This window comes from Trichococcus sp. TS_SC_9, assembly GCF_056156325.1.
This window is the reverse complement of sequence record NZ_CM149591.1, coordinates 1,434,568-1,456,115: the sequence shown is the minus strand read 5'-3', so window position 1 is coordinate 1,456,115 and position 21,548 is coordinate 1,434,568. Positions and strand designations below refer to the sequence as shown.

Genomic DNA, 21,548 nt, shown 5'->3' with positions numbered 1-21,548 from the left:
GAGCATGAAAAAAATAGATGCAGTCGGACAAGCTTGTCCCATGCCGGTCATTTTGACCAAACGGGCTTTGAAGGAGAGCAAGGGGGAGACCGTGCTCATCAGCGTGGACAATGAGATCGCGACGCAGAACCTTGCCAAGATGGCGGAGCAGCTGAAGCTTTCCGTCCAAGTCGAAAAAATCAATGAGTCCCTTTATGAAGTGCAGCTTTCCGATCCAAACGCCGGCAATGAACCCGCGGCCGCTGAACACCCCGCGCTTCCGGAGCAAGCCGCCGACGCAAGCTATGTCGTCGTACTGAACAGCGATTTCATCGGCAACGGCAGCGAAGAATTGGGCCGTACGCTGATGAAAAGCTTCCTCTTCTCCCTGACGGAGCAGGAAGTCCTGCCCGAAAAAGTGCTCTGCTACAATGCCGGCGCGCTGCTGACGACGGAAGGCTCGGCCGTCCTGGACGACCTAAAAGCGCTGGAGGAAGACGGCGTCGAGGTCCTCACTTGCGGCATCTGCGGGGAATTCTACGGCATGAAGGACAAATTGGCGGTGGGCACTTTCACGAACATGTACCGCATCGTTGAAATCCTGCGCACATCCAAGACCGTATCGCCATGATCGACCGCAAACATTACGGCATCGTCGCGTTTCCGACTTCCCAGGCCGCCGCAGCCGCGGAAGCCGCTGTCCTGGATGCCGGTCGGGAATGCCGTTTGATCCCCATGCCGGAACAGATTTCGGCCGGTTGCGGATTGGTGCTGCAGACGCATCTCGATGAACTGAACGCTGTCCGTTTGTTGCTGTCGGAGCGTTCCATTTCCAATGATGGTTGCTACGAGGTCCGTTTTGAGAACCGGAAAAAATCCGTGGAGGTCTGGCATGACTGAACTCTATTATTTCGACAACAGCGCAACTACGCTGAAGAAGCCGGCTACGGTGGCTGAAGCTGTCTATCACGCCATCGCCGACGGTCAGTTGGGCAACCCGGCTCGCGGCAGCCATACCGCTTCCCTGAACGCATTGCGGTTGACGGAAACGCTGCGTCAGAAAACAGCAAAACTATTTGGTGTGCCGGATGCGGCAAACGTCGCCTTTACGGCCAACGCGACCGCCTCGCTGAACATGGTCCTGAAGGGCTTGCTGAAGCCGGCAGACCACATCATTACCACTGTGACGGAGCACAACGCTGTCCTGCGTCCGCTTTACCAACTCGAAGACCAAGGCGCTGTCCTGTCCTTTGTCGGCGTCGATGCATTTGGCACGCTCCGCTATCCCGATTTCGAACAACTGTTGCGACCCGATACCCGTGCCGTCGTGGTCAACCATGCTTCGAATGTCACCGGAAATGCGGTGGATTTGGAACGGATCGGCAGCTTCTGTCGGGAGCACGGCCTGATTTTCATCGTCGACGCTTCCCAGAGCGCAGGCATCCTCGCCATCGATATGATGAAGCAGCACATCGATGTCCTCTGTTTCACCGGCCATAAAGGACTCTACGGCCCGCAAGGAACCGGGGGCATCTGCCTCGGCGACAGGCCATTGGCGTTCGTGCCGGTGTTCACCGGCGGCAGCGGCTTCCATTCTTTCGACAAGCATTATCCTGCGCAGATGCCGACTTTGTTCGAGCCGGGCACGCAGAATGTCCATGGCTTGGCGGGCGTTTCCGCCGGTTTGGATTACATCCAGCAAAAAGGTCTGGATACAATCTGTAGGCAACTGCAGGCACTGACTTTCCGCTTCCATGACCAGATCAAAGATATCCCGGGAATCACCCTCTACGGCAGTTTCGCTGAAAATGTGGAGCGCGCACCTGTCGTTTCGCTGAATCTGGCGGGCTGGTCCTCAGGCGACCTCAGCGATGCGCTCTTCATGGATTACGCGATCGCGGTTCGCCCGGGCGCCCATTGCGCACCGCTCATCCATCAAGCTTTCGGCACAGAAAAAACTGGCATGGTCCGCTTCAGCTTCTCCAGCTTCAACACGGTGGAGGAGATCGACTATGCAGCCAAAGCGCTGAGAATTTTAGCGGAAGAAGGATAAAACCAAATCATTGTCCGATTACCGGGAAGAATCGGACAACCAGAGCACGAGCGGCCTGATATGATAAGTGCCTTCTTGCAGAATATCCAAAAAAACAGAGCAGCCAACCCGATCAAGGGCTGCTGCTCTGTTTTTTTTGTTTATCAATCGTTGCTGTTCTTCATCCATTCCAGAATGGCTTCGGCTGTTGCTGCGGCGTCTTCGTTCCGGAAGGTGGCGGAAAATTCCTTCTTGTTGAAGTTGTAGCGGGGATCGTAGTATTTCACCAACAAATCTTCGATGACCGCATCGAAATCGTGCTGGCGCACTTGCTCCTTGTATCCCTCGACACGCGCTTCGTTCAAATAGGATTTCAATCGGTCCAACGCTGCAAGGAGCTCCGCTTCATTGCTGTGGAGATAATCCTTTTTGATCTGTCCGATCCGGTAATACAACGAAGCTTCGATGTTCAGGTTCAGACCTTTATTCATCGCATCCACCAAAGAAGGCGGCAATACGGCCTGTCCGATCCGCTTACTTTCGCCTTCTGTAAAGACGATCAGCGGCTCCTTCCAGCCAGCGGCGCTCTCGGCCAACAGACTTTCGAACATTTTTTGGTTGTGCGGTTGTTTCTTCTTAAGGCCGACGCCTCCGAAGACAGAACCTCTGTTGTTGGCGCAGGCTTCCAGATCAAGCACATTGGCGCCGCGCTTCTTCAGTTCCTCCAGGATGGCTGTTTTCCCGGTCCCGGTATTGCCGTAGAGGGTCACAAATTGGACCTTTTCGAACAATACGGGAATCAGGTTGTTGATCGTGCTGCGGTAGTTTTTGTAGCCGCCTTCCATCCGGTAAACATTCATCCCCAGAGATTTGAGCAAGGAAAAAATCGAATTGCTGCGGAATCCTCCCCTGCTGCAGAAGATGACGACTTGGTCGTAGGCCTTCGTGTAGTCCTGGAAGAGGCTGAACATTTCCGGCAATCTTGGGGAAATGGTTTGGATGCCATAGCTTTTTGCATCGTCGATTTTGCCGGCGACGTAAAGCGTTCCCACAGTTTTCCGATCCTCATCATCCAGGACGGGCACGTTTACGGCGCCCGGTATGGTTGACTTCGCAAATTCGGAAGGACTTCTGACATCCACATACAGAATCGATTTGTCTCCGCGTTGCTGTTCTATTTCTTCATATGTTGCGACTGGTTTCAATTGGTTCACCACTTTCTGCTTCTTAGTATAGCCGCTGCCGGGCAGGAATGCCACCCGAAATCTTGAGGCAAGCGTATGAAAACGACCCGACAAGCTCCTCGTTTAACGGAGACATGCGGGTCGTTTCACATTCAATCATTCAATCATTCAAATTTGCTCCAGCTATTTCTTTGCTTTATGCACTTTCAACGCTTTGCCTTTGACGGTGCGGTTCTGCATCTCGGAAATCACATGCGGCCCTTTGCCGTTCAGGATTTCGATGTAAGTCACGTTTTCCTGGATTGTGATGATGCCGATGTCATCCGCATCGACGTCCGGAAGGTTGGTCAGCGTGCCGACAAAATCGATGGCGCGCAGTTTTTTCTTCTTGCCGCCGTTGAAATAGACTTTGGTGATGTCCTTGTTCAATTCCCGGTTGCGTGCCTGTTTGATGACGGGGCGTTCCTGGAGTTTCTTTTCGAAAGTCGCTTTATGATGCTGCACGAAGCGGGCGCTCGGCGGATTAATTTCGGTGATGTCCTGCTGAGCGAAGTCTTTCACTGCCTGCCAGCTTCTTTCCTCATTAGGCGTAACCAAGGTCAAGGCTATCCCTGTTTTACCGGCGCGGCCGGTCCTACCGGTACGGTGGATGAAGCTTTCTTTCTCCTCGGGAACGTCATAATTGACGACATGCGTCACGTTATCGACGTCAATCCCGCGCGCAGCTACATCCGTAGCCACCAAATAACGCAGCCTGCCTTTGCGGAAATCTTCCATGACGGCTGTGCGGTCATCCTGCACCATCCCACCGTGCATCTTATCGATCGGCAAACCGGCTTTGCTCAAGAATGTGTACAGTCCGTTTACGGCTTCCTGCGTATTGCAGAAGATGATGCAGCTGTCCGGATTCTCAACGGTCAGCAGATCCAATAGTTGCTTGGGTTTACCCGACTCTTGGACACGGATGAAGGATTGCAGAATCTTCGGCTTGGATGCCTCGTCGCTTTCCATTTTCACAGATACGCGGTCGTTCTTCATATAGAAGCTGGCCAAACGCACCACTTCATTCGGCATGGTCGCGGAGAACAGCAGCGTTTGTCTTTGTTTCGGAAGGAAATCGATGATGGCTTCCACTTGCTCAATGAAGCCCATATTGAGCATCTCATCCGCTTCATCAAGGACCAGGTAGCGTATCTTGTCAAATTTCATTGTCCCTTTTTGCAGATGATCCAATACCCTGCCCGGTGTGCCGACTACGATATGGCTTTTCTGTCTCAATTCCGATTTTTGCGTATCGAAGGAAGTCTTGCCGAAGACAGCAGTGGCCTTGATCCGCTTCAGCCTTCCGATGTTGGTGATGTCCTCTTTCACCTGCAATGCCAGTTCCCTTGTAGGAACCAAAATCAGCGCCTGCGGACGGTTCTCTTCCCAACTTACACTTTCGCACAATGGTACGCCGAAACTGACGGTCTTGCCGCTGCCGGTCTGCGACTCGACAATGATATCTTTGCCCTTTAAGGTCATCGGGATGACCTCCTGTTGTACTTGCGTCGGTTTGAAATAACGCAATGCCTTTAGTGCCGTAACGATTTCTTCGCTGATTGCGAAGTCTTCAAATGTTGTATAATTCATCTTGTCCTACTTTCACTTTTTGATTTGTCGTCTCAGTATAACAGGAAAACATTAATAAATCCGCGTTTTTGTGAAAACGAGTGTGCGGAACGGAATTAAAAACGGAACCGGATCTGAATCCCGCAAAGGGTTCCGCTTCCAGTTCCACCATCATCGTTTGCGTCAGTTCATTCTTCGCAGAACAGCCTGATCCGCTCGATTGCTTGCTGCGCCATCTCATCCCGTTTTTCCTGGTAAGCTTCCTTGTCGAACGATTTATGATTATCGACATAAGGGATGTTCTGGATGCTTTCCAAATTCAAGGTCGTTCCGCTTTCCTCCGCTTTGGCCGTGTAATTTTGCCGCACGAAAGAATCTTCGGCCGGATCGACCGTGTCCACCCGGATGGCCGCACGCATGACGAATTCCTCGGGGAACAGTTCCGCCTGCTGCACTTCGATGTTCACCGGCACCATTTTCCCGAACATGTCGTATTCTGCCTTGTAGACACTGGACAGGCCGCCGTCCCCACTGACCTGCTTGACGATTTCCAAACCCTCATGGATGTCTTGCCAGTTCCCCACATTGGCGGCATATTGCCATACCTTGCCCAACGGTGCTTCGATAAAAATGCTTTTCTTGATGTGGCTCTTGATGTAGTCCATTTTATTCATCCTTCCTGCTGATTGAACCTACTGCCCTTATATGCGACTGTGATAGCGTTATCTTTATCTTCATTATAATAAAATAAATTCCCTTAGACAAACTTGGCTTGATAAACTTCGAAAACCACCCTTGGCAATTCCGCCATTCTCTGATAAACTGTTCGGGACAGTTCGTAACCATCCTGTCGTAAAATAAAACTAGGGTAATAGAATCATGCAATCAAAACGCAGGAATGTTTTTTGAGTTGGCTTGTTCTCTCCTTAGAGACAACCTTCTCGGCATCCGTGCGTCTTTTTTTGTGCATATTCTTGTAAGGCGTTGAAAAAAATATTAGGAGGTGGACCGATGCAAAAAACATTCACAAAAACACAAAAATTGACTTTCTCAGCAATGTATATCGCTATGTACATCGTCATCATGGCTCTGACGCAATCTTTCGCTTTTGGACAATATCAAATCCGCATCGCCACAACTCTTTACGCCCTAGCTTATTTTAACCCGTTCCTGATCATCCCGGCAGGCCTCGCCAATCTTATGTCGAACCTGTTCTTCGGCGGACTGGGGATCATCGACATGCTTGGTGGAACCCTCGTAGGCTTCATTACGGCTTCACTCGTCTACGCTGTCCGCAAATACAACTTGCCGAAGTGGTGTCTGATTCTGCCGATCATCTTCATTCCTGGAATCATTGTGCCGATTTACCTGTCACAACTGTTAGCAATCCCATTCCTGCCGCTTGTCGTCAGCCTTTGCATTGGCCAATCGGTACCGGCTTTCGTCGGCTACTTTTTGGTGCAGGCGCTGGAAAAACGATTCTATAAAAGCGCGCTTCTGAAATCCTGAGCGCAAGGAGGAACAACAATGACAGCTGGCCGAAATGAAGCCGATTTGAATTGCATCACCCAATTGGGCAACCAACAGACAAAATATCCGCAGGACTACGATCCGAAAGTACTCGAGACTTTTCCGAACAAGCATCCGGACAATGATTACTTTGTGAAATTCAACTGCCCTGAATTCACAAGCTTATGCCCGATGACGGGACAGCCCGATTTTGCGACCATCTACATTTCCTACGTCCCGGGAGAAATCATGGTCGAAAGCAAATCGCTGAAGCTCTATCTCTTCAGCTTCCGCAACCATGGCGACTTCCACGAGGATTGCATGAACATCATCATGAAGGATCTGATCGCGTTGATGGCGCCGAAATACATCGAGGTGTGGGGCAAATTCACACCGAGAGGCGGCATCTCGATCGATCCGTACTGCAACTACGGAAAGCCTGACACCAAGTGGGCAGACGTGGCTTGGCAACGTTTGTCGCAGCACGATCTTTATCCTGAGAAAGTCGACAACCGCTAGATGGAAAATGGAAACGGGACAACACAAAAACAAGCCTTGGTCGTCTTTTCAGGCGGCCAGGATTCCACGACTTGCCTGATCCAAGCCATCCAAAAGTACGGTGCGGCAAACACAGTGGCCCTTTCCTTCAGCTATGGCCAGCGCCACAGCATCGAACTGGAACGGGCGGCGTGGATCGCCAAAGATCTTGGGGTCGAACACCACACACTTGAAGCGAGTGTCATGGGCAAAGTCACGACGAACGCCTTGATGGACGAGTCGCAGACAATCAAGGAAGCCGATGCCGAAGACTACCCGAACACCTTCGTCGACGGCCGGAACGCCCTGTTCCTGCTGTTGTCCGGCATCTTTGCCAAGTCAAAAGGCATCCGCATCATCATCCTGGGCGTATGCGAAACGGACTTCAGCGGCTATCCGGACTGCCGGGACGTGTTCGTCAAATCGATGAACGTGACCATGAACCTGGCCATGGATTACAATTTCAACGTCGAAACGCCGTTGATGTACCTGACCAAAGCGCAGACATGGGAGCTGGCGGATCAGCTGGGTTGCCTCGCCTACATCGAGGAACATACCCATACTTGTTATATGGGCACCCCCGGCGGTTGCGGCGAGTGCCCATCCTGCAAGCTCCGCAACGCCGGACTGGGCGAATACCTGAACAAATGAGAAAAAATAGCCCTCTGGCTGTTCCGCTGTTGCGGATCAGCCGGAGGGTCATTTATTTTTGCTAAAGGCAAGCTGCCCACTCTCCGGATCACCATATACGCGGAAGCAAACGATATTTGACTCGCTGGGTATAGGCAGTGTAGCCCGGCAGCCCTTCCTTCAGCATTTCTTCCTCGTCCTTGATCCGCGCGATGATTTCGAGGCAGCTCAATGCCATCGGAATCAAAGCATAGTAGGATCCGAGTATTAGCGGAATCGACAGATAAAGGATGATGGACGCCAAATACATCGGGTGGCGGATGATGGAATAGAGCCCGGTGTCAATCAACTGATGGCCTTCCTGGATTTCCACGACCCGGGAGGCATAGCTGTTCTGGGCTAATACAGCGACCACCATCGAGTAGGCGCATTCGAACACAATGACGCTGCCAACAATCAGCCAAATCGGGACATCGGACCACTGAAAACGGTAGTCCAATCCCGGCAGAAAAAAGCCCAAGAGCATGAACATCCCTGAAATTTCGACAATTTTGCGTTGCGCTTTGCGTGGTTCCTTAAGGTTCATCCGTTTTTCCAGCAAAGAGGGATTCTTCCGCAACAAAAAGATGAGCGTCACGACAAGCGGTATCATCATTGCCACCAGAAAAAGCCAAGCCTGCCAATAACGGAAGGTGCCCGCCAAAGCGAACAGGATGCCTCCGATCACAAGCAAACCTGAAAAAAGACGGTAAATGACCAACCTTAGCAAATTGCTCCTTTCCTGCCGAAGCTGCTTTCTATCCATGAAACTCATCCCCTGTCTGACGTTTCGGCAATCGTTTCAAATCCATCGCTTCTTCCGCCAGCAAAGCGGCCTTATCGGTCCGCTCCCATGGAAGAGCCAATTCGGGTCTGCCGAAATGACCGTAGCAAGCAAGCTTTCGGTAGATCGGTTTCCGCAGGTCAAAATCGCGGATGATTGCAGCTGGGCGCAGGTCAAAGTGTTTTCCGATTAGTTCTTCGATCTGTTCTTCAGCGATGCTGGCCGTCCCAAACGTTTCAACGCGGACGGAAACGGGCCTGGCCACCCCGATGACATAGGCCAGCTGGATTTCGCAGCTGTCGGCCAAGCCAGCTGCCACGACGTTCTTCGCCACATATCGGGCAGCATAGGCTGCGGAACGGTCTACTTTGGTCGGGTCTTTCCCGGAAAAAGAGCCTCCGCCGTGCCGCGCATAACCGCCATAAGTATCGACGATGATCTTTTTGCCGGTCCATCCCGAGTCGCCGGCCGGTCCGCCGATGACGAAACGGCCGGTCGCATTGACGAAATATTTCGTCTGATTATCCAGTAGCTCCGCCGGAATGACCGTCGGAATCACTTTCCGGAGCATGTCCTCTTTGATTTGTTCCTGATCGACCGATTCGTCATGCTGACAGGCGATGACGACCGCTTCGACCCGTTTGGCACGGTCGCCCGCATACTCCACAGTCACCTGCGTTTTGCCGTCCGGCCTCAGATAAGGCAACTTCCCTGTTTTCCGCAGTTCCGCCACCTTCTCGGCCAACCTATGCGCCAACGTGATCGGCAGCGGCATCAACTCCGGCGTTTCCTTGCAGGCATAGCCGAACATCAGCCCCTGATCGCCGGCGCCCAATTGGTCCGTTTCATCAACTGAACCGAGCCGTTTTTCCAATGAAGAGCCGACTCCTGCCGCGATATCCGCTGATTGCCTGTCCAAACCGATCAGAACGGAACAAGCCTTCCCATCGATGCCATAGTCGCTGTCCGTATAGCCGACATCCTGGATGATCGTCCGGACGATAGCCGGGATGTCTACCTTGCTGACCGTCGTGATCTGGCCGAAAACCGTGATCAAACCGGTGCTGGCGGAAACGTCGCATGCCACCCGCGCGAATGGATCATCTTCCAGAATGGCATCCAAAATCCCGTCGGCTATCTGATCGCAGAGTTTATCTGGATGCCCCTCCATGACCGATTCTGAGGTGAAAAATGTTTTTTTCATAATCTATCGCCTCTTCTTATTGATTGGCAAAATTATTTTTGCAACCCTGCACAAGCTCTCTCATCAACTTCATGTGAGCTTTATTTGAGCTTTGGACTAGGCCTCAGAAGGCGTGAAGGTTGCGACAAGGTAACCGACCCCGAAAGGCCCTTCGTAGGAGAGCATTTCCGCTTCGTATTCCCTGCCTTCGAAAGCTCCCATCAGAAACAGGATGGAGCGCAGCCCGCATTCCGCCGCCCTTTCGAGGAACCCGGCATCCAACCGCAACAGCTGCCCGGCTTCCTTTTCCTTGATGGCTTTGATCACTAATTTATCAAACAAAGGCCCCGCCGAATGGTAGCCGTAGGGCCCCTCCGGCTTCAGCACGTGCGACAAGTCCGCAGAGGCGATGATGGCTGTGCGCAGATCCGACTGATCGCAGGCTTCTCCATATCGTTTTCCCCATTCATAGTAGTGCTCATAGGAAGGCACCGTCACCAAAATCTTTTCCGTTTCCAGGTTGGGCGGCAGTTTTTTGCCGAGATAATGCATTGGCACTTCAAAACCGTGGCCTTCATGCGGCGAGATGATGAGCAGACGGTCCGGCTTTGCGGCTGCGAGTCTTTCGGCTGCCATCTCCAAAGCCGCCACTGTGCGTTTTACCCTTTCGATGTCCTTCCCGCCTATTTCAGGAATAATGAGCGGTGGATGCGGACTGATGACGCCAAAAACCAACATGAGTTTTCCCCCTTTTCTAGATGTTGCCGATGTGCACGTGCTGCAAACCGAATTTTCTCCCTAGCGCTGCGGCTGTTTCCAGAGTCTCCATCGGCGTGATGGCTGTGTCCATCATTTTCCAATCAGGAAAAAAGCGGTTGATATGCCAAGGCACTTCTTTGCCGACCTCCTCGGCGATGAAACGCGCCATCCGTTCGAGTTGATCGACGCGGTCATTCACGCCAGGGACGACGAGCGTAGCGATTTCGAGATGCACGCCGGATTCATGAAATCGTATGATCGTATCCAGCACCGGCTGTGCCGTTCCGCCGCAATATTCTTTGTAGACCTCGTCATCGGTCCCTTTCAGATCGACATTGACGGCGTCCAGATATGGGATGATGGCATCCAATGTCTCCTTCGTCGCATAGCCGGCAGTCTTCCAGATATTCTTTAATCCCGCTTCACGGGCCAGCTTCATGGTGTCGAGCGCGTATTCGACAAAGATGATTGGTTCGGTATACGTATAGGCGATGGAAGGACAGCCGGCAGCCAAAGCCCGCTGCACATGCTCTTCCGGGCTGATGTCCTCCCCATAAATCGGACGATTCGGTTTTGATGCCTGCGAAATCGCCCAGTTCTGGCACCAGAGACAGCGCAGATTGCAACCAATCGTGGCAAACGAATAGGCTGTGGTGCCGGGAAGGAAATGATTGAGCGGCTTCTTCTCGATGGGATCGATTGCGACCGCGATAGCTTTCCCGTAGTTCAAAGCATACAGCGTCCCATCCCGATTCTCCCTGACTGCACAGATACCCCGCTTGCCTTCCGCGATGACGCAATGATGCGGACAGACGCCGCATCTGACCCTGCCGTCCCCCAGTTTTTCGTACAACATAGCTTCCTTCATCTCATCAACCCCAATCATCCACTTCGCAAATGTTATCGCTTACACATATCTTACTGCATTTTTGTTCCACAATCCAAAATAAATGAGAAGGATCTCTGAAAAACTCAAAATGACTTATTCCAGTTAAAAGATTTTTTTTAACGCAAAAATAAAATAGCACCTGATTCATTTCGTATATCAAATCAGTAAATGTTTGGTTATAATTAGTAAATATAACCAAAAAAATTTACCATCCTATACGTAAGGAGACTATAAAATGAAATCAGAACTAGAAAAAATGATCGCCGGTGAACTTTATTTTTCCAGCAATCCGGAGCTTTCCTCGATGCGACACAGTTCCCGGGAAAAGATGCACCTTTTCAACAACGAAACGGATGCCCGCAAGCGCAGTGAACTGTTGAAAAATTGGTTCGGAAAAACCGGGGAAAATATCTATATCGAACCGACATTTTCGCTGGACTACGGCTTCAATATTTTTGTCGGCGAGAATTTCTATGCGAACTTCAATTGCACGATACTCGATACGTGCCCGGTCACTTTCGGGGACAACGTGATGATTGCGCCGAATGTCAGCCTCTATACCGCCACCCATCCGCTTGACCCTGTCGAACGGAACAGCGGCTGGGAATACGGCAAACCGATCACGATCGGGAACAATGTCTGGATCGGCGGCTCTTCCGTGATTGGTCCAGGTGTCACGCTGGGGGACAATGTCGTCGTCGGTATGGGCAGCGTCGTGACCAAATCCTTCCCAGACAATGTCGTGATTGCTGGGAATCCGGCGCGCGTCATCCGCCAGATCGAACTTACCGACCGGTAACAATAAAAACGATCGCACTCAGCATCCAGCTGACCGTGATCGTTTTTTCTTGCTTTCAACAACTACTTCTCTGTCTGTGCTTTTATCAGCAAGCGGTGGATGGCTTTATCGACCAAGGCGACCGGAAACCCGACGATCGTGTTGTAATCGCCTTCGATACTGGAAACCCAGAGTGCTGCTTCCTCTTGGATGCCGTATGCTCCGGCTTTATCCATCGGCTTGCCCGATGCCACATATGCTTTCACTTCCACCTCCATCCGATCGTCCCACTCAAAGAAGCTGACTTTCGTCTCGGAAGCAAAGGTCTCTTCCTTTTCGCCCCATAAAATGCTGACGCCGGTCAGGACCGAATGGATCTTGCCTGCCATTGCGCGCAGCATCGCATAGGCATCGGCTTCATCAACCGGTTTGCCCAGGATCTTTTCGTCCAACACGACCACAGTGTCCGAACCGATGACCATGGCTTCTCTGTTTTCGCGATGGATGACCGCCGCTTTTTCCCGCGCCAATGTTTCGACCAACTCTGTGGCAGTGTCCAGGAACGTTTTTTGGCCCGCCTCGGCCAGGATGCGTTCTTCGATCGCTTTTTCGTCGATATCCGCAGCCTGGACTGTGAAGTCCTTGATGCACAAGGCCAGCAATTCGCTGCGCCTTGGCGATTGACTTGCCAATATGATTTTCGGCTCCATCCGTTTCCCCCTATTCAATTCCCCTTCAAAATGCAGAATCATGTCATACCAGACGGCATTCCCGTGCGTGGAGCTCGATTTGCCGCTGTTCACCAACCCGAACTTCTCGTAGTAAGGAATCTTTTCTTCTTTGCAGCAAAGCGTCACGCCTTTTCTGCCTGCTTGCCTGGCCGCATCGATCAATGCCGTCAGCAACTTTTCAGCGATTCCTTGCCTTCTGAAGGTCGGACCCACATCCAAGCCGAATACGCTTTGATAAGCACCCTCTGGATTATGCAGGGCGGCATCATGGTAGTGGGCATCCCGGATGATCGGCTCATCGATGACGGCGCCGTTCACGAATCCCACCAGTTCACCCTTGACTTCGGCAACCAGGAAGCTATCAGGGAACAGATGCAGCCGCTCGCTGAGTGATTCGAGCGTTGCCGCCTCGGCTTCCGGAAAACAAGCATCCTCTATTATTTTCAATGCAGTTAAATCCTGCAGTTCAGCTTTTCTAATATTCACTTGCATCTTCTGATGCCTCCTTTACTTTCCATAGTTCATATTACCGACAAATCTTCGATTTTTCCAGAAAATTCCGTCTGCGTAGCGTCCCAGGGGAAAACATTGTCCGGATTAGACAAACTGCCTCTCCCCGGCTGTGTCAGAAAGCGATTGCACAAACGGCAATTCGATAGTATGATGACGATAGATTGAATGAATATTCACTAATTCCATCATAATATATCCTAAAGGGGGGCTTTAAAAATGAACAATATCGAAAATAAATGGATGCGTGCCGCGGTTCCGGCACTGCTGATCCACTGCAGCATCGGTACAGTCTATTGCTGGTCTTTGCTGAAGGGGGGCATCGCCGAATACATCGGCAGGCCGAAAGGCGAGGTCGAATGGGCTTTCAGTATCGCCATCTTCTTCCTTGGCATGTCGGCTGCCTTCGCGGGCAGGGTCGTGGAAAAGGATATCCACAAATCTTCGCTGATTGCGGCCGTTTGTTTTGCCGCCGGGATGGCCGGAACCGGATTTTTCATCCAACAGAAATCGCTGATCGGCATCTTTTTGACATACGGTGTCCTGATGGGTATCGGTTGCGGCATCGGCTATCTCTCGCCAGTCAAAACCCTGATGCTGTGGTTCAAAAACAATAAAGGCTTGGCCACAGGTATAGCGGTGGCCGGATTCGGATTAGCAAAAGTCATCGCCAGCCCGATCATCGAGATGCTTTTGGGTACGACAAACGCGGATGGTACGCTCGTTGACCCGACTCGGCTTTACAAACTGTTCTATATCCTGGCGGTTGTCTATTTCATCATGATGTTCCTAGGCCATCTACTGTTGAAAAAACCGGCAGATTGGGTGGAAGTGCCCATTCAGAAGAAGAAGGGTGAGAATATCCTCGACATCTTCAAGAACAAAACCTTCATCGGCATCTGGTTGATGTTCTTCATCAACATCACTTGCGGCTTGGCGCTCATCTCGCAGGAGAAGGATTTGCTGCACTTCATCGGCTTCGGTGCAGTCGGAGCGATAAGCTCATTGACGGCGCTCTTCAACGCAAGCGGCAGGCTTGGCTTTGCATCGTTCGGTGACCGGTTGAAAGACAGGAACACCATTTATATCTGGATTTTCAGTCTGTCTATCGCTGCTACGGCAATGACGCTTTTGGCGAACGGCATCAACAACGCAATCGCTCCTTTAGTCATCATCACGCTTTGTGTCATCAACGCCGGCTACGGTGGCGGCTTCTCCAGCCTTCCGCCATTGCTTGCCGACCGCTTCGGGATGGCGAGCATCAGCACCATCCACGGACTGGCTTTATCGGCTTGGGCTTTTGCCGGACTTTCCGGGAACCAATTGAGTGCCTTCATCATTGCGAGGACAGGTTCCTATAACACCGTACTTTACGTTGTGTTGGCTCTTTATGCGGTCGCGCTCCTTATCAGTGCTGTTATCTTAAGATCAAAACCGGATGCCATGAATAAGACGAGACATCCAGCCTAACAGAAAAATCCCGGAAGAGATCCATTTTGAATGGAGTCTCTTCCGGGATTTTTTACATTCTACTAAAAACTTCTTCGGCTACCATGACGCCGGCTCGGGCATCTTTGCAGTAGTAATCCGCACCGATGGCCTTGGCGTACTTTTCAGTCAGTACGGCTCCACCGACGAACACCTTCACAGGCAAACCAGCCTCGCGCAAGGCTGTGATCGTGTCCTCCATCGCAGTGACGGTCGTCGTCATCAACGCAGACAGTCCGACCAATTTGACTTGATGTTGCTTGGCGACCGCCACAACCTCCTCGATTGGAACATCCTTGCCCAGATCGATGACGTCGTAGCCATAGTTTTCAAGCAGCACTTTCGCCAGATTCTTCCCGATATCATGGATATCCCCTCTTACGGTGGCCATCACAATGGTTCCCTTCGATTCCAGCTTCTCATTGCCTGCAGCAAGTTTTGCCCGGATCGTCTCGAAGGCCTTACCGGCCGTTTCGGCGGCGCGGATCAGCTGAGGCAGGAAGATGTTCTTCTGCTCATAGAGTTTGCCGACTTCATCCAATGCCGGCACGATGTGATCGTCAACGACAGCCAATGGCGTATTGTCTTTAAGCAGCGCGTTGGTCGCCTTCATGATCCCAGTTTCGTCGCCCTCCAAGAGCATTTCCCGGTAGGAACGGACCACGTTTTCCTGCTTGGGCCCATCGGATTTGACCACAGCTTTTTTGTTGTTGTAGTCGATATAGTCGATGGCACCTTCGTCCTGTCCTGACAGAACATTGAAGGCGCGCATCGTGTCGACGATTCCGTCTGCTCCCGGATTGATGATGACCGTATCCAATCCCGAAGTCAGGGCCATCGCAAAATAGGTACGGTTGATCAAGGCTCGGAAAGGAAGTCCATAGGAAACGTTGCTCAGTCCCAAAGTGGTCAACGCTTGCGTGTTTTCCTTGACCCAGCGCAATGCCTTCAGCGTCTCCATTACCGCCTTCTGTTGGGCAGCCGCAGTGAGCACAAGGCAATCCACCAACAGTCTTTCAGAGCCGATACCATACTCTCCCGCTCGATCGATCAGCTTTTGGGCGACCTTGGTCCGGCCGTCCGCGTCATCCGGGATGCCGGCTTCATCCAGACACAAGGCCACGACAAAGGCGCCGTATTTCTGGACGATCGGATAAATCTCGGCCATCGAGGATTCTTTCCCATTGACCGAATTGACGATCGCAACACCGCTGTAGCGCCTCAAAGCTGCTTCAAGCACTTCCGGTTTGGTCGAATCGAATTGCAACGGTGCTTCCACCAGTCCGCTCATCCCATCGATGATTTTTGTCATGTAGTCCGTTTCGTCGATCATCGGCAAAGAGGTGTTGACATCCAAAACATCCGCACCTTTTTGGACCTGTTCAAAAGCGACTTTGATGGCCGCCAATGGATTGCCTGCCACGAATTGTTCCTTCAAAGCCTTGTTGCCTGACGGGTTGATCCGCTCACCGATGAGGGTGATCTGGCCGTCCAGGCAAACTTTTTTCTGCGCGGAACAAACGTACCGTTTCAAATGATTGACTTCCCTTTTCGCAAAAGAAGTTGATGCCTGCTGCAGATCGCGAATATACTCTGGTGTCGTGCCGCAGCAGCCCCCAATCACAGAAACCCCCAAACCGGCAAGCTCCTTCGCGACCTCAAGATAGTCCGCGGAAGTGACGGAATATTTGGCGACGCCCGCTTCCGTCACAGGGATACCGGCATTTGCCTGCACCATCACCGGCGTGTTCGTGAAGGCCAGAATCCTTTTGATGATGGGAATCAGTTCCTTTGGCCCCAATGAGCAGTTTACGCCCAGCACATCCACACCCAATGCATCCAAGGAGAGCGCCATGATTTCCGGCTCGGTTCCGGTCAGCGTATTGCCGTCATCCGTAAAGGTCATCGTCGCGAAGATCGGCAGGTCGCTGTGTTCTTTCGCAGCCAAAACGGCCGCGCGCATTTCTGCCAGATCCGACATCGTTTCGATGAGGACCAGATCAGCTCCGGCCGCTGTTCCAATCGTCACTTGTTCGCGGAAATAATCGTAAGCCTGGTCGAAATCAAGCAATCCGATCGGTTTCATCATCTTCCCTACCGGTCCGATATCAAGCGCCACTTGCGCCACGGTCCCTGCCGTTGCCGCTTTGGCGATTTCGACTGCCGCAGTGATCACTTCCGTGACGGAGTAGCCCGTTTCCTTGAGTTTGTAGGCATTCGCACCAAAAGTATTGGTCGTGATGAACCGCGCGCCGGCTTCGACGTATTCCCTATGGATCCGGCCGATCAGCTCGGGATCCTCCACATTCAACGCTTCCGGATTTTGGCCGGCTTTCATCCCGTATGTCTGGAGCATCGTGCCCATCGCTCCATCAAAGAGAAGCAGCTCTTCTCCAACTTGTTTCCTGATATCCATTCCTTTGCCTCCTAGCTTAACTTCTGGCTGTGCAGCTGTCGTTCAGATCGCACGCGCTGCAGCTGGTGTTTCCGCAGCGATGGTTCTTGCCTTTGGAGGTGCCTTCCTCCAGAACGCCCAAAATCGCCACGATTGACTTTCTTGGCGTCATCAGCATCGAGTCCGTCAGATGGACCCCAATCCGCTTGTCGGACTGTAATTCCCCGAGCAGCGTTTTGTTGGTGGCCAAAGGAAGATCCCCGTATCCGGGCGCGTACCGGAAAGTCAATGCGGCTCCCGCTGGCAATTGGCTTTCGATTTCCTGCTGGCAACTGTCCGCGATCGTCTCGACGAATGCAGATGCACAGGCATCCGCGATCATGCCTAAGGTAGGCGACATCATCTTATTGCGCTCGATGAGGAGGTCCCCCTGCGCGCCTAACGTGCAGACCATGATGTAGACCTCCTTGCATCGCTTAAGCGTGCGGGTGATGCTTTTCCCTTCCAGCACCACAGCGGTCCCCTCCAGCGTGATCAATCCCTCAACTGAGTGGTCCAGGAGATAGTGTCCATAAGTCCATTTCCCATTGACTGCCTGCTCAAACTGGGCGGCGATGGCCTCCATATCGTTCCTTGTCCGTTCGTCCGGTTGTTTGTTGCCGAAGCCAAGGTACTTCGCGACCAGTTTCAGATCCGTCTTCATCTTTGCGGCTCTTTTCGGCAGACCGCCTTGCGGACACAGGAGATGTTCTCCATGATTCTTCTTGTCGCATCTGGCTTATTCATCGTGTAGATATGGACGCCATCCACCCCGGAAGAAAGCAAATCGATGACCTGATCGACTGCATAAGCGATGCCGGCTTCCTGCAGCGATGCCGGATCGTGTTCGTATCTATCAAGTATCCGCAGAAATTTCGGCGGCAGATTGCAGCCGGAAATTTCCTGGATCCGTTTCACCTGTTTGATGTTCAGCACCGGCAAAATCCCGGCGATGACCGGCTGTTCGATGCCGACAAGATCCAATTTCTCTTTGAACTGATAAAATAGATCGTTGTCGTAGAAAAGCTGCGTGATCATGAAGTCCGCACCATGGTCCATTTTCCTTTTCAGATTTTTCAGGTCATCCACTTTGTTGATGGAATCGACATGCCCTTCCGGATAGCAGGCAGCTCCTATCGAAAAATCGCCTGCTGCTTTGATGTCGTCGATGAGCTCGGAAGCATAACGGTATTCCGGATTCCAATTCTTGTCCGCCAATTTTTCTTGCGGGATATCGCCACGCAAAGCCAGGATGTTTTCGATGCCGCTATCCTTGATCGATGCCAGCGTCCGTTTCATGCCCTCTTTTGTCGAGGTGCAGCCAGTCAAATGGGCGATCGATTCGATGCCGAAATCCTTTTTGATGCGCGATGCGATTTCGACCGTGTTGCTTTGGGCGGTCCCGCCAGCGCCGTAGGTCACGGAAATGAAATCGGGATGCAGGCCCTTCAGGTCATGCAAAGTATCGAACACGGTGTCGAGGGAATAGCTGCTCTTCGGCGGAAAAATTTCAAACGAAACGGTTGGTTCCCCTTTGCTGATCATATCTCTAATCTTCATAATCATGTCCTCCTTCAATTTGTTCAAAGTGGCCAATTCCAAGCGCACTTACTTTGTGTACAATTGATCATGTTAGTTGATGACTTCCCGCAAGAAGTCATTTATTTCCAATAGTATGACATGGAATGAAGATATAGAGTAACACCAAAAAAATATATTTAGTTATAGCAACAGGCTATATCCCAAGCAGACCGAACCTATTAATTGCCATAGGTTCGGATCACTGCCTTCAGCTCCTTGATGTAGGCTGCTGCCTGCCGGCTGATTCCGGCTTTCTTGTTGGCGATCCAACCGATCACCATCCGGTCTTCGACATCCAAAGGTACGGAAACGATATCCGTGCCGTTCAACTCTTCACTAAGTACGCCGGTGGAGATGGTATAGCCATCCAAACCGATCACCAAGTTGAACAAAGTGGCGCGGTCGCTGACCAGTATGCTTTTTTTATGGAAGACGGTGCTGAGGATTTCTTCCGAAAAATAGAAGGAATTATGCTCGCCCTGTTCGAACGACAGGTAGGGATAATCCTCGAGATCCGCTAAGGTAACGCTTTGTTTGGTCGCCAACGGATTGCGGACGCTAACAAAGATGTGCGGTGCCGCTTCAAACAAAGGATGGAACTCCAATTGGCTCTCCTGCAGGATTTTTTTCAGCGCATTGCGGTTGAACGAATCCAGATAGAGGATGCCGATTTCACTCTGGAAACTTTTGACGTCCTCGATGATTTCATGCGTGCGCGTCTCGCGCAAGGTGAACTTGTATTCATCGGCTCCGCTCTTTTTGATCATGTTGACGAAGGCACTAACGGCGAACGCGTAATGTTGGGTCGAAATGGAACACAATTGCTTGGCTGGTTTCTTGTCGAGGTAGCGCTGTTCCAGCAACTCCGCTTGCTCGATCACCTGTTGGGCATACTTCAGGAATTCACTGCCTTCCGCGGTCAAAGTGATGCCTTTGGCGGTCCGGATGAACAGCTCCAGGCCGATTTCTTCCTCAAGATCCTTGATGGCATTCGAGAGACTAGGTTGCGAAATGAAGCATTTTTTGGCGGCTTCGTTGATCGATTTGTATTGGGCGACTGCCAGCATATATCTTAATTGTTTTAATGTCATGTTTCTTGCCTTACCTGTCCGGATCCCCTGAATGGCGGATACGCGCGGTAAAAGGCCCCCTCCTCTCGCTGCTTTGACCACCGAAGCGGTCCTGTGTTTGGGCTTTTTTGCTTCTGAATCGATTATACCAGACTGAGGTTCAACGGAGAATTAAAACAAAAAAAGACCGGCGCGGCAGCATTCCCATATGCTTCCGCGCCGATCCGATGCTATTTTTTCCGGCTGACTTTTTCTTCAATCGTGCGTTCGAATGTTTCTTTGTTGTCAACCACCGCGATGGGCGCGTATTCCGGCCACGCCTCTTCAAGGGCTTCCGCGGAGTCCCCGCTCAGGAGGAGCACCTCGATTTTTCGGCCGAATCGTTGCTCCAACTCTTCCGAATAGCCCATAATGGATGGTACTGCATCGATTGCGACCGCTGCACTGCCGTTCTTTTTGAATGTCCTTGCCACTACGAATTTCATGCATTCACCTCAAAGTCCATTATAACAAATGGAGCGCGTTCTTGGTAAAAGAAAATGACGCGTTCGTATTTCCATCCCGGACTTCCATTTTGCTGTTCCGGCTACAGATCCAATTCGGTCTGCACACTTGCTGTTTCAGGCGTAGCCCGATGATAGGCCATCACCAGCGATCCCAACCCTGCCATCACGATCAGCAAGGAACTCAGGAAGCCGATGAACGGAGGCATCCGCAAAACACCCAGGATGATCAATCCCAAAAGCACCAGCCAGACGCCTTTATGCAGCTCGGGCCACTTGAAACGATTCGCCAACCACTGTCCGAGGAACACTGCCACAATGATCCGCGACAGATACAAAGCAATCGGATAAACGGCGCCCAGGATGAGCGCGATCGGAATCCCGATGACGGTGACCATCGCCAAGATGATCATCGGCGGCACCACCAACAATGTCAGCAGACCGACACCCAACGTCTTCAGCGGCTGTTCAGCCAAGGGACGGGTTGTGTTTTGCCAAAAAGCGGGGCGCCAAATCCTGATCAGGAACCAAATCAGCAAAGCGCTCGCCAAGCTCCAGAGGAACCCGACAACCTTCATGTACGGCCTATTGGATTCCCTCACGGCAGTTGTTCCCTTATCCATCGTTTCGGCAAATTCCCAATCGGTGTCTCCGGCAATCGTTGCGCCGGCCCCGATGTCAGCTTCATTTTCACCCTTGTAGTTGAGGTCGCCCTCTATGTTGGCGCCGTCCTGGAGTTTCAGGCTGTCCGTCTGCAAGTTGGCATCCCCGCCAATCTGTCCGCTGAGCACAACCTCGGCTCCGCCCCCGAAGAGGTTGCGTTGGATAATCCCTTCCTGCAGGATGGTTGCACCCGCCACGAAGAGATCCCTGCCAACAGAAGCATCCTGTCCGATAGAAATATTCTGACCGGCGAAGAAAACATCGCTTTCCGATTGCCCATCAAAGGTGAGCGCTTGCCCCGCTCCATAAATATTGCCGGTCACCGTTCCCTTGATGGAAATTGTTTGGGCAGCCACAAAAAGATCACCGTTGATGTTGCCATTGATCCGCACATCCTGCCCGGAAACAAAAGTCGTCCCTTCCACATTTCCGTCTACCTTCACTACATTACCCGCAAAGAACCCCGGTCCTTCAATCGTCTCACCGGCAGCCAAATGATCCAGATTCTCCTCATTTAGGGTCGTGGCCGAAGCTACTCCAGAAAATCCCAACAAAATCGCCAAAAATAACAAGTTGATGCTCCAAAAAACACCTTTCCACCAAACCGTCTTTTTAACTCTTTTCATCCTGCATCCTTCTTTCATACAACCATGC

Annotated in this window: 21 protein-coding genes and 1 pseudogene; 8 read left to right on the top strand and 14 right to left on the bottom strand. The window is 51.7% G+C overall.

Features of this window, described 5'->3' with window-relative positions; genetic code table 11:
- The first annotated feature begins 4 nt into the window (after positions 1-4).
- From yedF to AC0J5I_RS07095, 3 genes are read left to right on the top strand one after another with little or no spacing between them, the layout of a single operon-like run.
- On the top strand, positions 5-610 hold the full coding sequence (gene yedF / locus AC0J5I_RS07105) for a sulfurtransferase-like selenium metabolism protein YedF (protein ID WP_475305221.1): 606 nt from the start codon (positions 5-7) through the stop codon (positions 608-610).
- On the top strand, positions 607-879 hold the full coding sequence (locus AC0J5I_RS07100; RefSeq protein ID WP_475305217.1) for a putative Se/S carrier protein: 273 nt from the start codon (positions 607-609) through the stop codon (positions 877-879). The genes yedF and AC0J5I_RS07100 overlap by 4 nt, the downstream gene beginning before the upstream one ends.
- Positions 872-2,032, top strand: coding sequence for an aminotransferase class V-fold PLP-dependent enzyme (locus AC0J5I_RS07095; RefSeq protein ID WP_475305213.1), 1,161 nt, complete (start codon positions 872-874; stop codon positions 2,030-2,032). Before AC0J5I_RS07100 ends, AC0J5I_RS07095 begins: the two co-directional genes overlap by 8 nt.
- 143 nt (positions 2,033-2,175) lie before the next feature.
- Here the strand turns inward: AC0J5I_RS07095 and mnmH are convergent, their stop codons facing one another.
- The 3 genes from mnmH to AC0J5I_RS07080 form a co-directional block, all read right to left on the bottom strand.
- Positions 2,176-3,225: a tRNA 2-selenouridine(34) synthase MnmH gene (gene mnmH, locus AC0J5I_RS07090; protein WP_475305209.1), complete on the bottom strand. Its 1,050-nt coding sequence runs from the start codon at positions 3,223-3,225 to the stop codon at positions 2,176-2,178.
- A gap of 153 nt (positions 3,226-3,378) precedes the next feature.
- Positions 3,379-4,827 (bottom strand): DEAD/DEAH box helicase, encoded by a 1,449-nt coding sequence (locus tag AC0J5I_RS07085; protein WP_107994772.1) that lies wholly within the window; start codon positions 4,825-4,827, stop codon positions 3,379-3,381.
- 167 nt (positions 4,828-4,994) lie between these two features.
- A complete protein-coding gene (locus AC0J5I_RS07080) occupies positions 4,995-5,471 on the bottom strand; it encodes an SRPBCC family protein (protein ID WP_475305203.1) in 477 nt (158 codons plus the stop codon).
- 346 nt (positions 5,472-5,817) lie between these two features.
- On the opposite strand from AC0J5I_RS07080, the gene AC0J5I_RS07075 reads away from it, so the two are divergent.
- The 3 genes from AC0J5I_RS07075 to queC are packed head-to-tail and all read left to right on the top strand — an operon-like array spanning position 5,818 to position 7,503.
- Positions 5,818-6,315 (top strand): QueT transporter family protein, encoded by a 498-nt coding sequence (locus AC0J5I_RS07075; RefSeq protein WP_475305199.1) that lies wholly within the window; start codon positions 5,818-5,820, stop codon positions 6,313-6,315.
- A gap of 18 nt (positions 6,316-6,333) precedes the next feature.
- Positions 6,334-6,834 (top strand): preQ(1) synthase, encoded by a 501-nt coding sequence (queF, locus tag AC0J5I_RS07070; RefSeq protein WP_475305195.1) that lies wholly within the window; start codon positions 6,334-6,336, stop codon positions 6,832-6,834.
- Positions 6,835-7,503 carry a 7-cyano-7-deazaguanine synthase QueC gene (gene queC, locus AC0J5I_RS07065; RefSeq protein ID WP_475305191.1) on the top strand — a complete coding sequence of 223 codons (669 nt, stop codon included), beginning with the start codon at positions 6,835-6,837 and terminating at the stop codon, positions 7,501-7,503.
- Between the two features lie 88 nt (positions 7,504-7,591).
- On the opposite strand, the gene AC0J5I_RS07060 is transcribed toward queC, so the two are convergent.
- From AC0J5I_RS07060 to amrS, 4 genes are all read right to left on the bottom strand, one after another.
- Positions 7,592-8,287, bottom strand: coding sequence for a methyltransferase family protein (locus tag AC0J5I_RS07060; protein WP_475305189.1), 696 nt, complete (start codon positions 8,285-8,287; stop codon positions 7,592-7,594).
- Positions 8,280-9,512, bottom strand: coding sequence for a methionine adenosyltransferase (metK, locus tag AC0J5I_RS07055; RefSeq protein WP_475305596.1), 1,233 nt, complete (start codon positions 9,510-9,512; stop codon positions 8,280-8,282). The genes AC0J5I_RS07060 and metK overlap by 8 nt, the downstream gene beginning before the upstream one ends.
- 93 nt (positions 9,513-9,605) lie before the next feature.
- A complete protein-coding gene (amrB, locus tag AC0J5I_RS07050; protein ID WP_475305184.1) occupies positions 9,606-10,226 on the bottom strand; it encodes an AmmeMemoRadiSam system protein B in 621 nt (206 codons plus the stop codon).
- A 16-nt stretch (positions 10,227-10,242) separates the two neighbouring features.
- Positions 10,243-11,115, bottom strand: coding sequence for an AmmeMemoRadiSam system radical SAM enzyme (gene amrS / locus AC0J5I_RS07045; protein WP_475305180.1), 873 nt, complete (start codon positions 11,113-11,115; stop codon positions 10,243-10,245).
- A gap of 256 nt (positions 11,116-11,371) precedes the next feature.
- On the opposite strand from amrS, the pseudogene AC0J5I_RS07040 reads away from it, so the two are divergent.
- Positions 11,372-11,920, top strand: a pseudogene (locus tag AC0J5I_RS07040) (sugar O-acetyltransferase); the annotation flags it as partial.
- 77 nt (positions 11,921-11,997) lie between these two features.
- Here the strand turns inward: AC0J5I_RS07040 and AC0J5I_RS07035 are convergent.
- Positions 11,998-13,137, bottom strand: a complete 1,140-nt coding sequence (locus tag AC0J5I_RS07035; protein ID WP_475305175.1) for a Maf family nucleotide pyrophosphatase — start codon at positions 13,135-13,137, stop codon at positions 11,998-12,000.
- 246 nt (positions 13,138-13,383) lie between these two features.
- On the opposite strand from AC0J5I_RS07035, the gene AC0J5I_RS07030 reads away from it, so the two are divergent.
- Positions 13,384-14,625: an OFA family MFS transporter gene (locus AC0J5I_RS07030; protein ID WP_199902967.1), complete on the top strand. Its 1,242-nt coding sequence runs from the start codon at positions 13,384-13,386 to the stop codon at positions 14,623-14,625.
- 52 nt (positions 14,626-14,677) lie between these two features.
- Here AC0J5I_RS07030 and AC0J5I_RS07025 read toward each other — a convergent pair whose 3' ends face one another.
- The 6 genes from AC0J5I_RS07025 to AC0J5I_RS07000 all read right to left on the bottom strand — a co-directional run bounded on the left by AC0J5I_RS07025 (position 14,678) and on the right by AC0J5I_RS07000 (position 21,520).
- Positions 14,678-17,059, bottom strand: coding sequence for a homocysteine S-methyltransferase family protein (locus tag AC0J5I_RS07025; protein ID WP_475305173.1), 2,382 nt, complete (start codon positions 17,057-17,059; stop codon positions 14,678-14,680).
- Positions 17,060-17,075: 16 nt separating this feature from the next.
- Positions 17,076-17,741 (bottom strand): vitamin B12 dependent-methionine synthase activation domain-containing protein, encoded by a 666-nt coding sequence (locus AC0J5I_RS07020; protein ID WP_107994761.1) that lies wholly within the window; start codon positions 17,739-17,741, stop codon positions 17,076-17,078.
- Complete coding sequence (metF, locus tag AC0J5I_RS07015; protein WP_475305169.1) at positions 17,738-18,637, bottom strand: methylenetetrahydrofolate reductase [NAD(P)H]; 900 nt, start codon at positions 18,635-18,637, stop codon at positions 17,738-17,740. The genes AC0J5I_RS07020 and metF overlap by 4 nt, the downstream gene beginning before the upstream one ends.
- 200 nt (positions 18,638-18,837) lie before the next feature.
- A complete protein-coding gene (locus AC0J5I_RS07010) occupies positions 18,838-19,749 on the bottom strand; it encodes a LysR family transcriptional regulator (RefSeq protein WP_107994759.1) in 912 nt (303 codons plus the stop codon).
- 209 nt (positions 19,750-19,958) lie between these two features.
- Positions 19,959-20,213 carry a DUF6718 family protein gene (locus AC0J5I_RS07005; protein WP_475305166.1) on the bottom strand — a complete coding sequence of 85 codons (255 nt, stop codon included), beginning with the start codon at positions 20,211-20,213 and terminating at the stop codon, positions 19,959-19,961.
- Between the two features lie 101 nt (positions 20,214-20,314).
- Positions 20,315-21,520 carry a DUF8173 domain-containing protein gene (locus AC0J5I_RS07000; RefSeq protein WP_475305164.1) on the bottom strand — a complete coding sequence of 402 codons (1,206 nt, stop codon included), beginning with the start codon at positions 21,518-21,520 and terminating at the stop codon, positions 20,315-20,317.
- Between the last annotated feature and the right edge of the window lie 28 nt (positions 21,521-21,548).

Coding starts and splice junctions, on each gene's coding strand:
- yedF (WP_475305221.1), top strand. CDS start 5: ATGAAAAAAATAGATGCAGTCGGACAAGCTTGTCCCATGCCGGTCATT.
- AC0J5I_RS07100 (WP_475305217.1), top strand. CDS start 607: ATGATCGACCGCAAACATTACGGCATCGTCGCGTTTCCGACTTCCCAG.
- AC0J5I_RS07095 (WP_475305213.1), top strand. CDS start 872: ATGACTGAACTCTATTATTTCGACAACAGCGCAACTACGCTGAAGAAG.
- AC0J5I_RS07085 (WP_107994772.1), bottom strand. CDS start 4,827: ATGAATTATACAACATTTGAAGACTTCGCAATCAGCGAAGAAATCGTT.
- AC0J5I_RS07080 (WP_475305203.1), bottom strand. CDS start 5,471: ATGGACTACATCAAGAGCCACATCAAGAAAAGCATTTTTATCGAAGCA.
- AC0J5I_RS07075 (WP_475305199.1), top strand. CDS start 5,818: ATGCAAAAAACATTCACAAAAACACAAAAATTGACTTTCTCAGCAATG.
- queF (WP_475305195.1), top strand. CDS start 6,334: ATGACAGCTGGCCGAAATGAAGCCGATTTGAATTGCATCACCCAATTG.
- queC (WP_475305191.1), top strand. CDS start 6,835: ATGGAAAATGGAAACGGGACAACACAAAAACAAGCCTTGGTCGTCTTT.
- AC0J5I_RS07060 (WP_475305189.1), bottom strand. CDS start 8,287: ATGGATAGAAAGCAGCTTCGGCAGGAAAGGAGCAATTTGCTAAGGTTG.
- amrB (WP_475305184.1), bottom strand. CDS start 10,226: ATGTTGGTTTTTGGCGTCATCAGTCCGCATCCACCGCTCATTATTCCT.
- amrS (WP_475305180.1), bottom strand. CDS start 11,115: ATGAAGGAAGCTATGTTGTACGAAAAACTGGGGGACGGCAGGGTCAGA.
- AC0J5I_RS07035 (WP_475305175.1), bottom strand. CDS start 13,137: ATGCAAGTGAATATTAGAAAAGCTGAACTGCAGGATTTAACTGCATTG.
- AC0J5I_RS07025 (WP_475305173.1), bottom strand. CDS start 17,059: ATGGATATCAGGAAACAAGTTGGAGAAGAGCTGCTTCTCTTTGATGGA.
- AC0J5I_RS07020 (WP_107994761.1), bottom strand. CDS start 17,741: ATGAAGACGGATCTGAAACTGGTCGCGAAGTACCTTGGCTTCGGCAAC.
- metF (WP_475305169.1), bottom strand. CDS start 18,637: ATGAAGATTAGAGATATGATCAGCAAAGGGGAACCAACCGTTTCGTTT.
- AC0J5I_RS07010 (WP_107994759.1), bottom strand. CDS start 19,749: ATGACATTAAAACAATTAAGATATATGCTGGCAGTCGCCCAATACAAA.
- AC0J5I_RS07005 (WP_475305166.1), bottom strand. CDS start 20,213: ATGAAATTCGTAGTGGCAAGGACATTCAAAAAGAACGGCAGTGCAGCG.
- AC0J5I_RS07000 (WP_475305164.1), bottom strand. CDS start 21,520: ATGAAAAGAGTTAAAAAGACGGTTTGGTGGAAAGGTGTTTTTTGGAGC.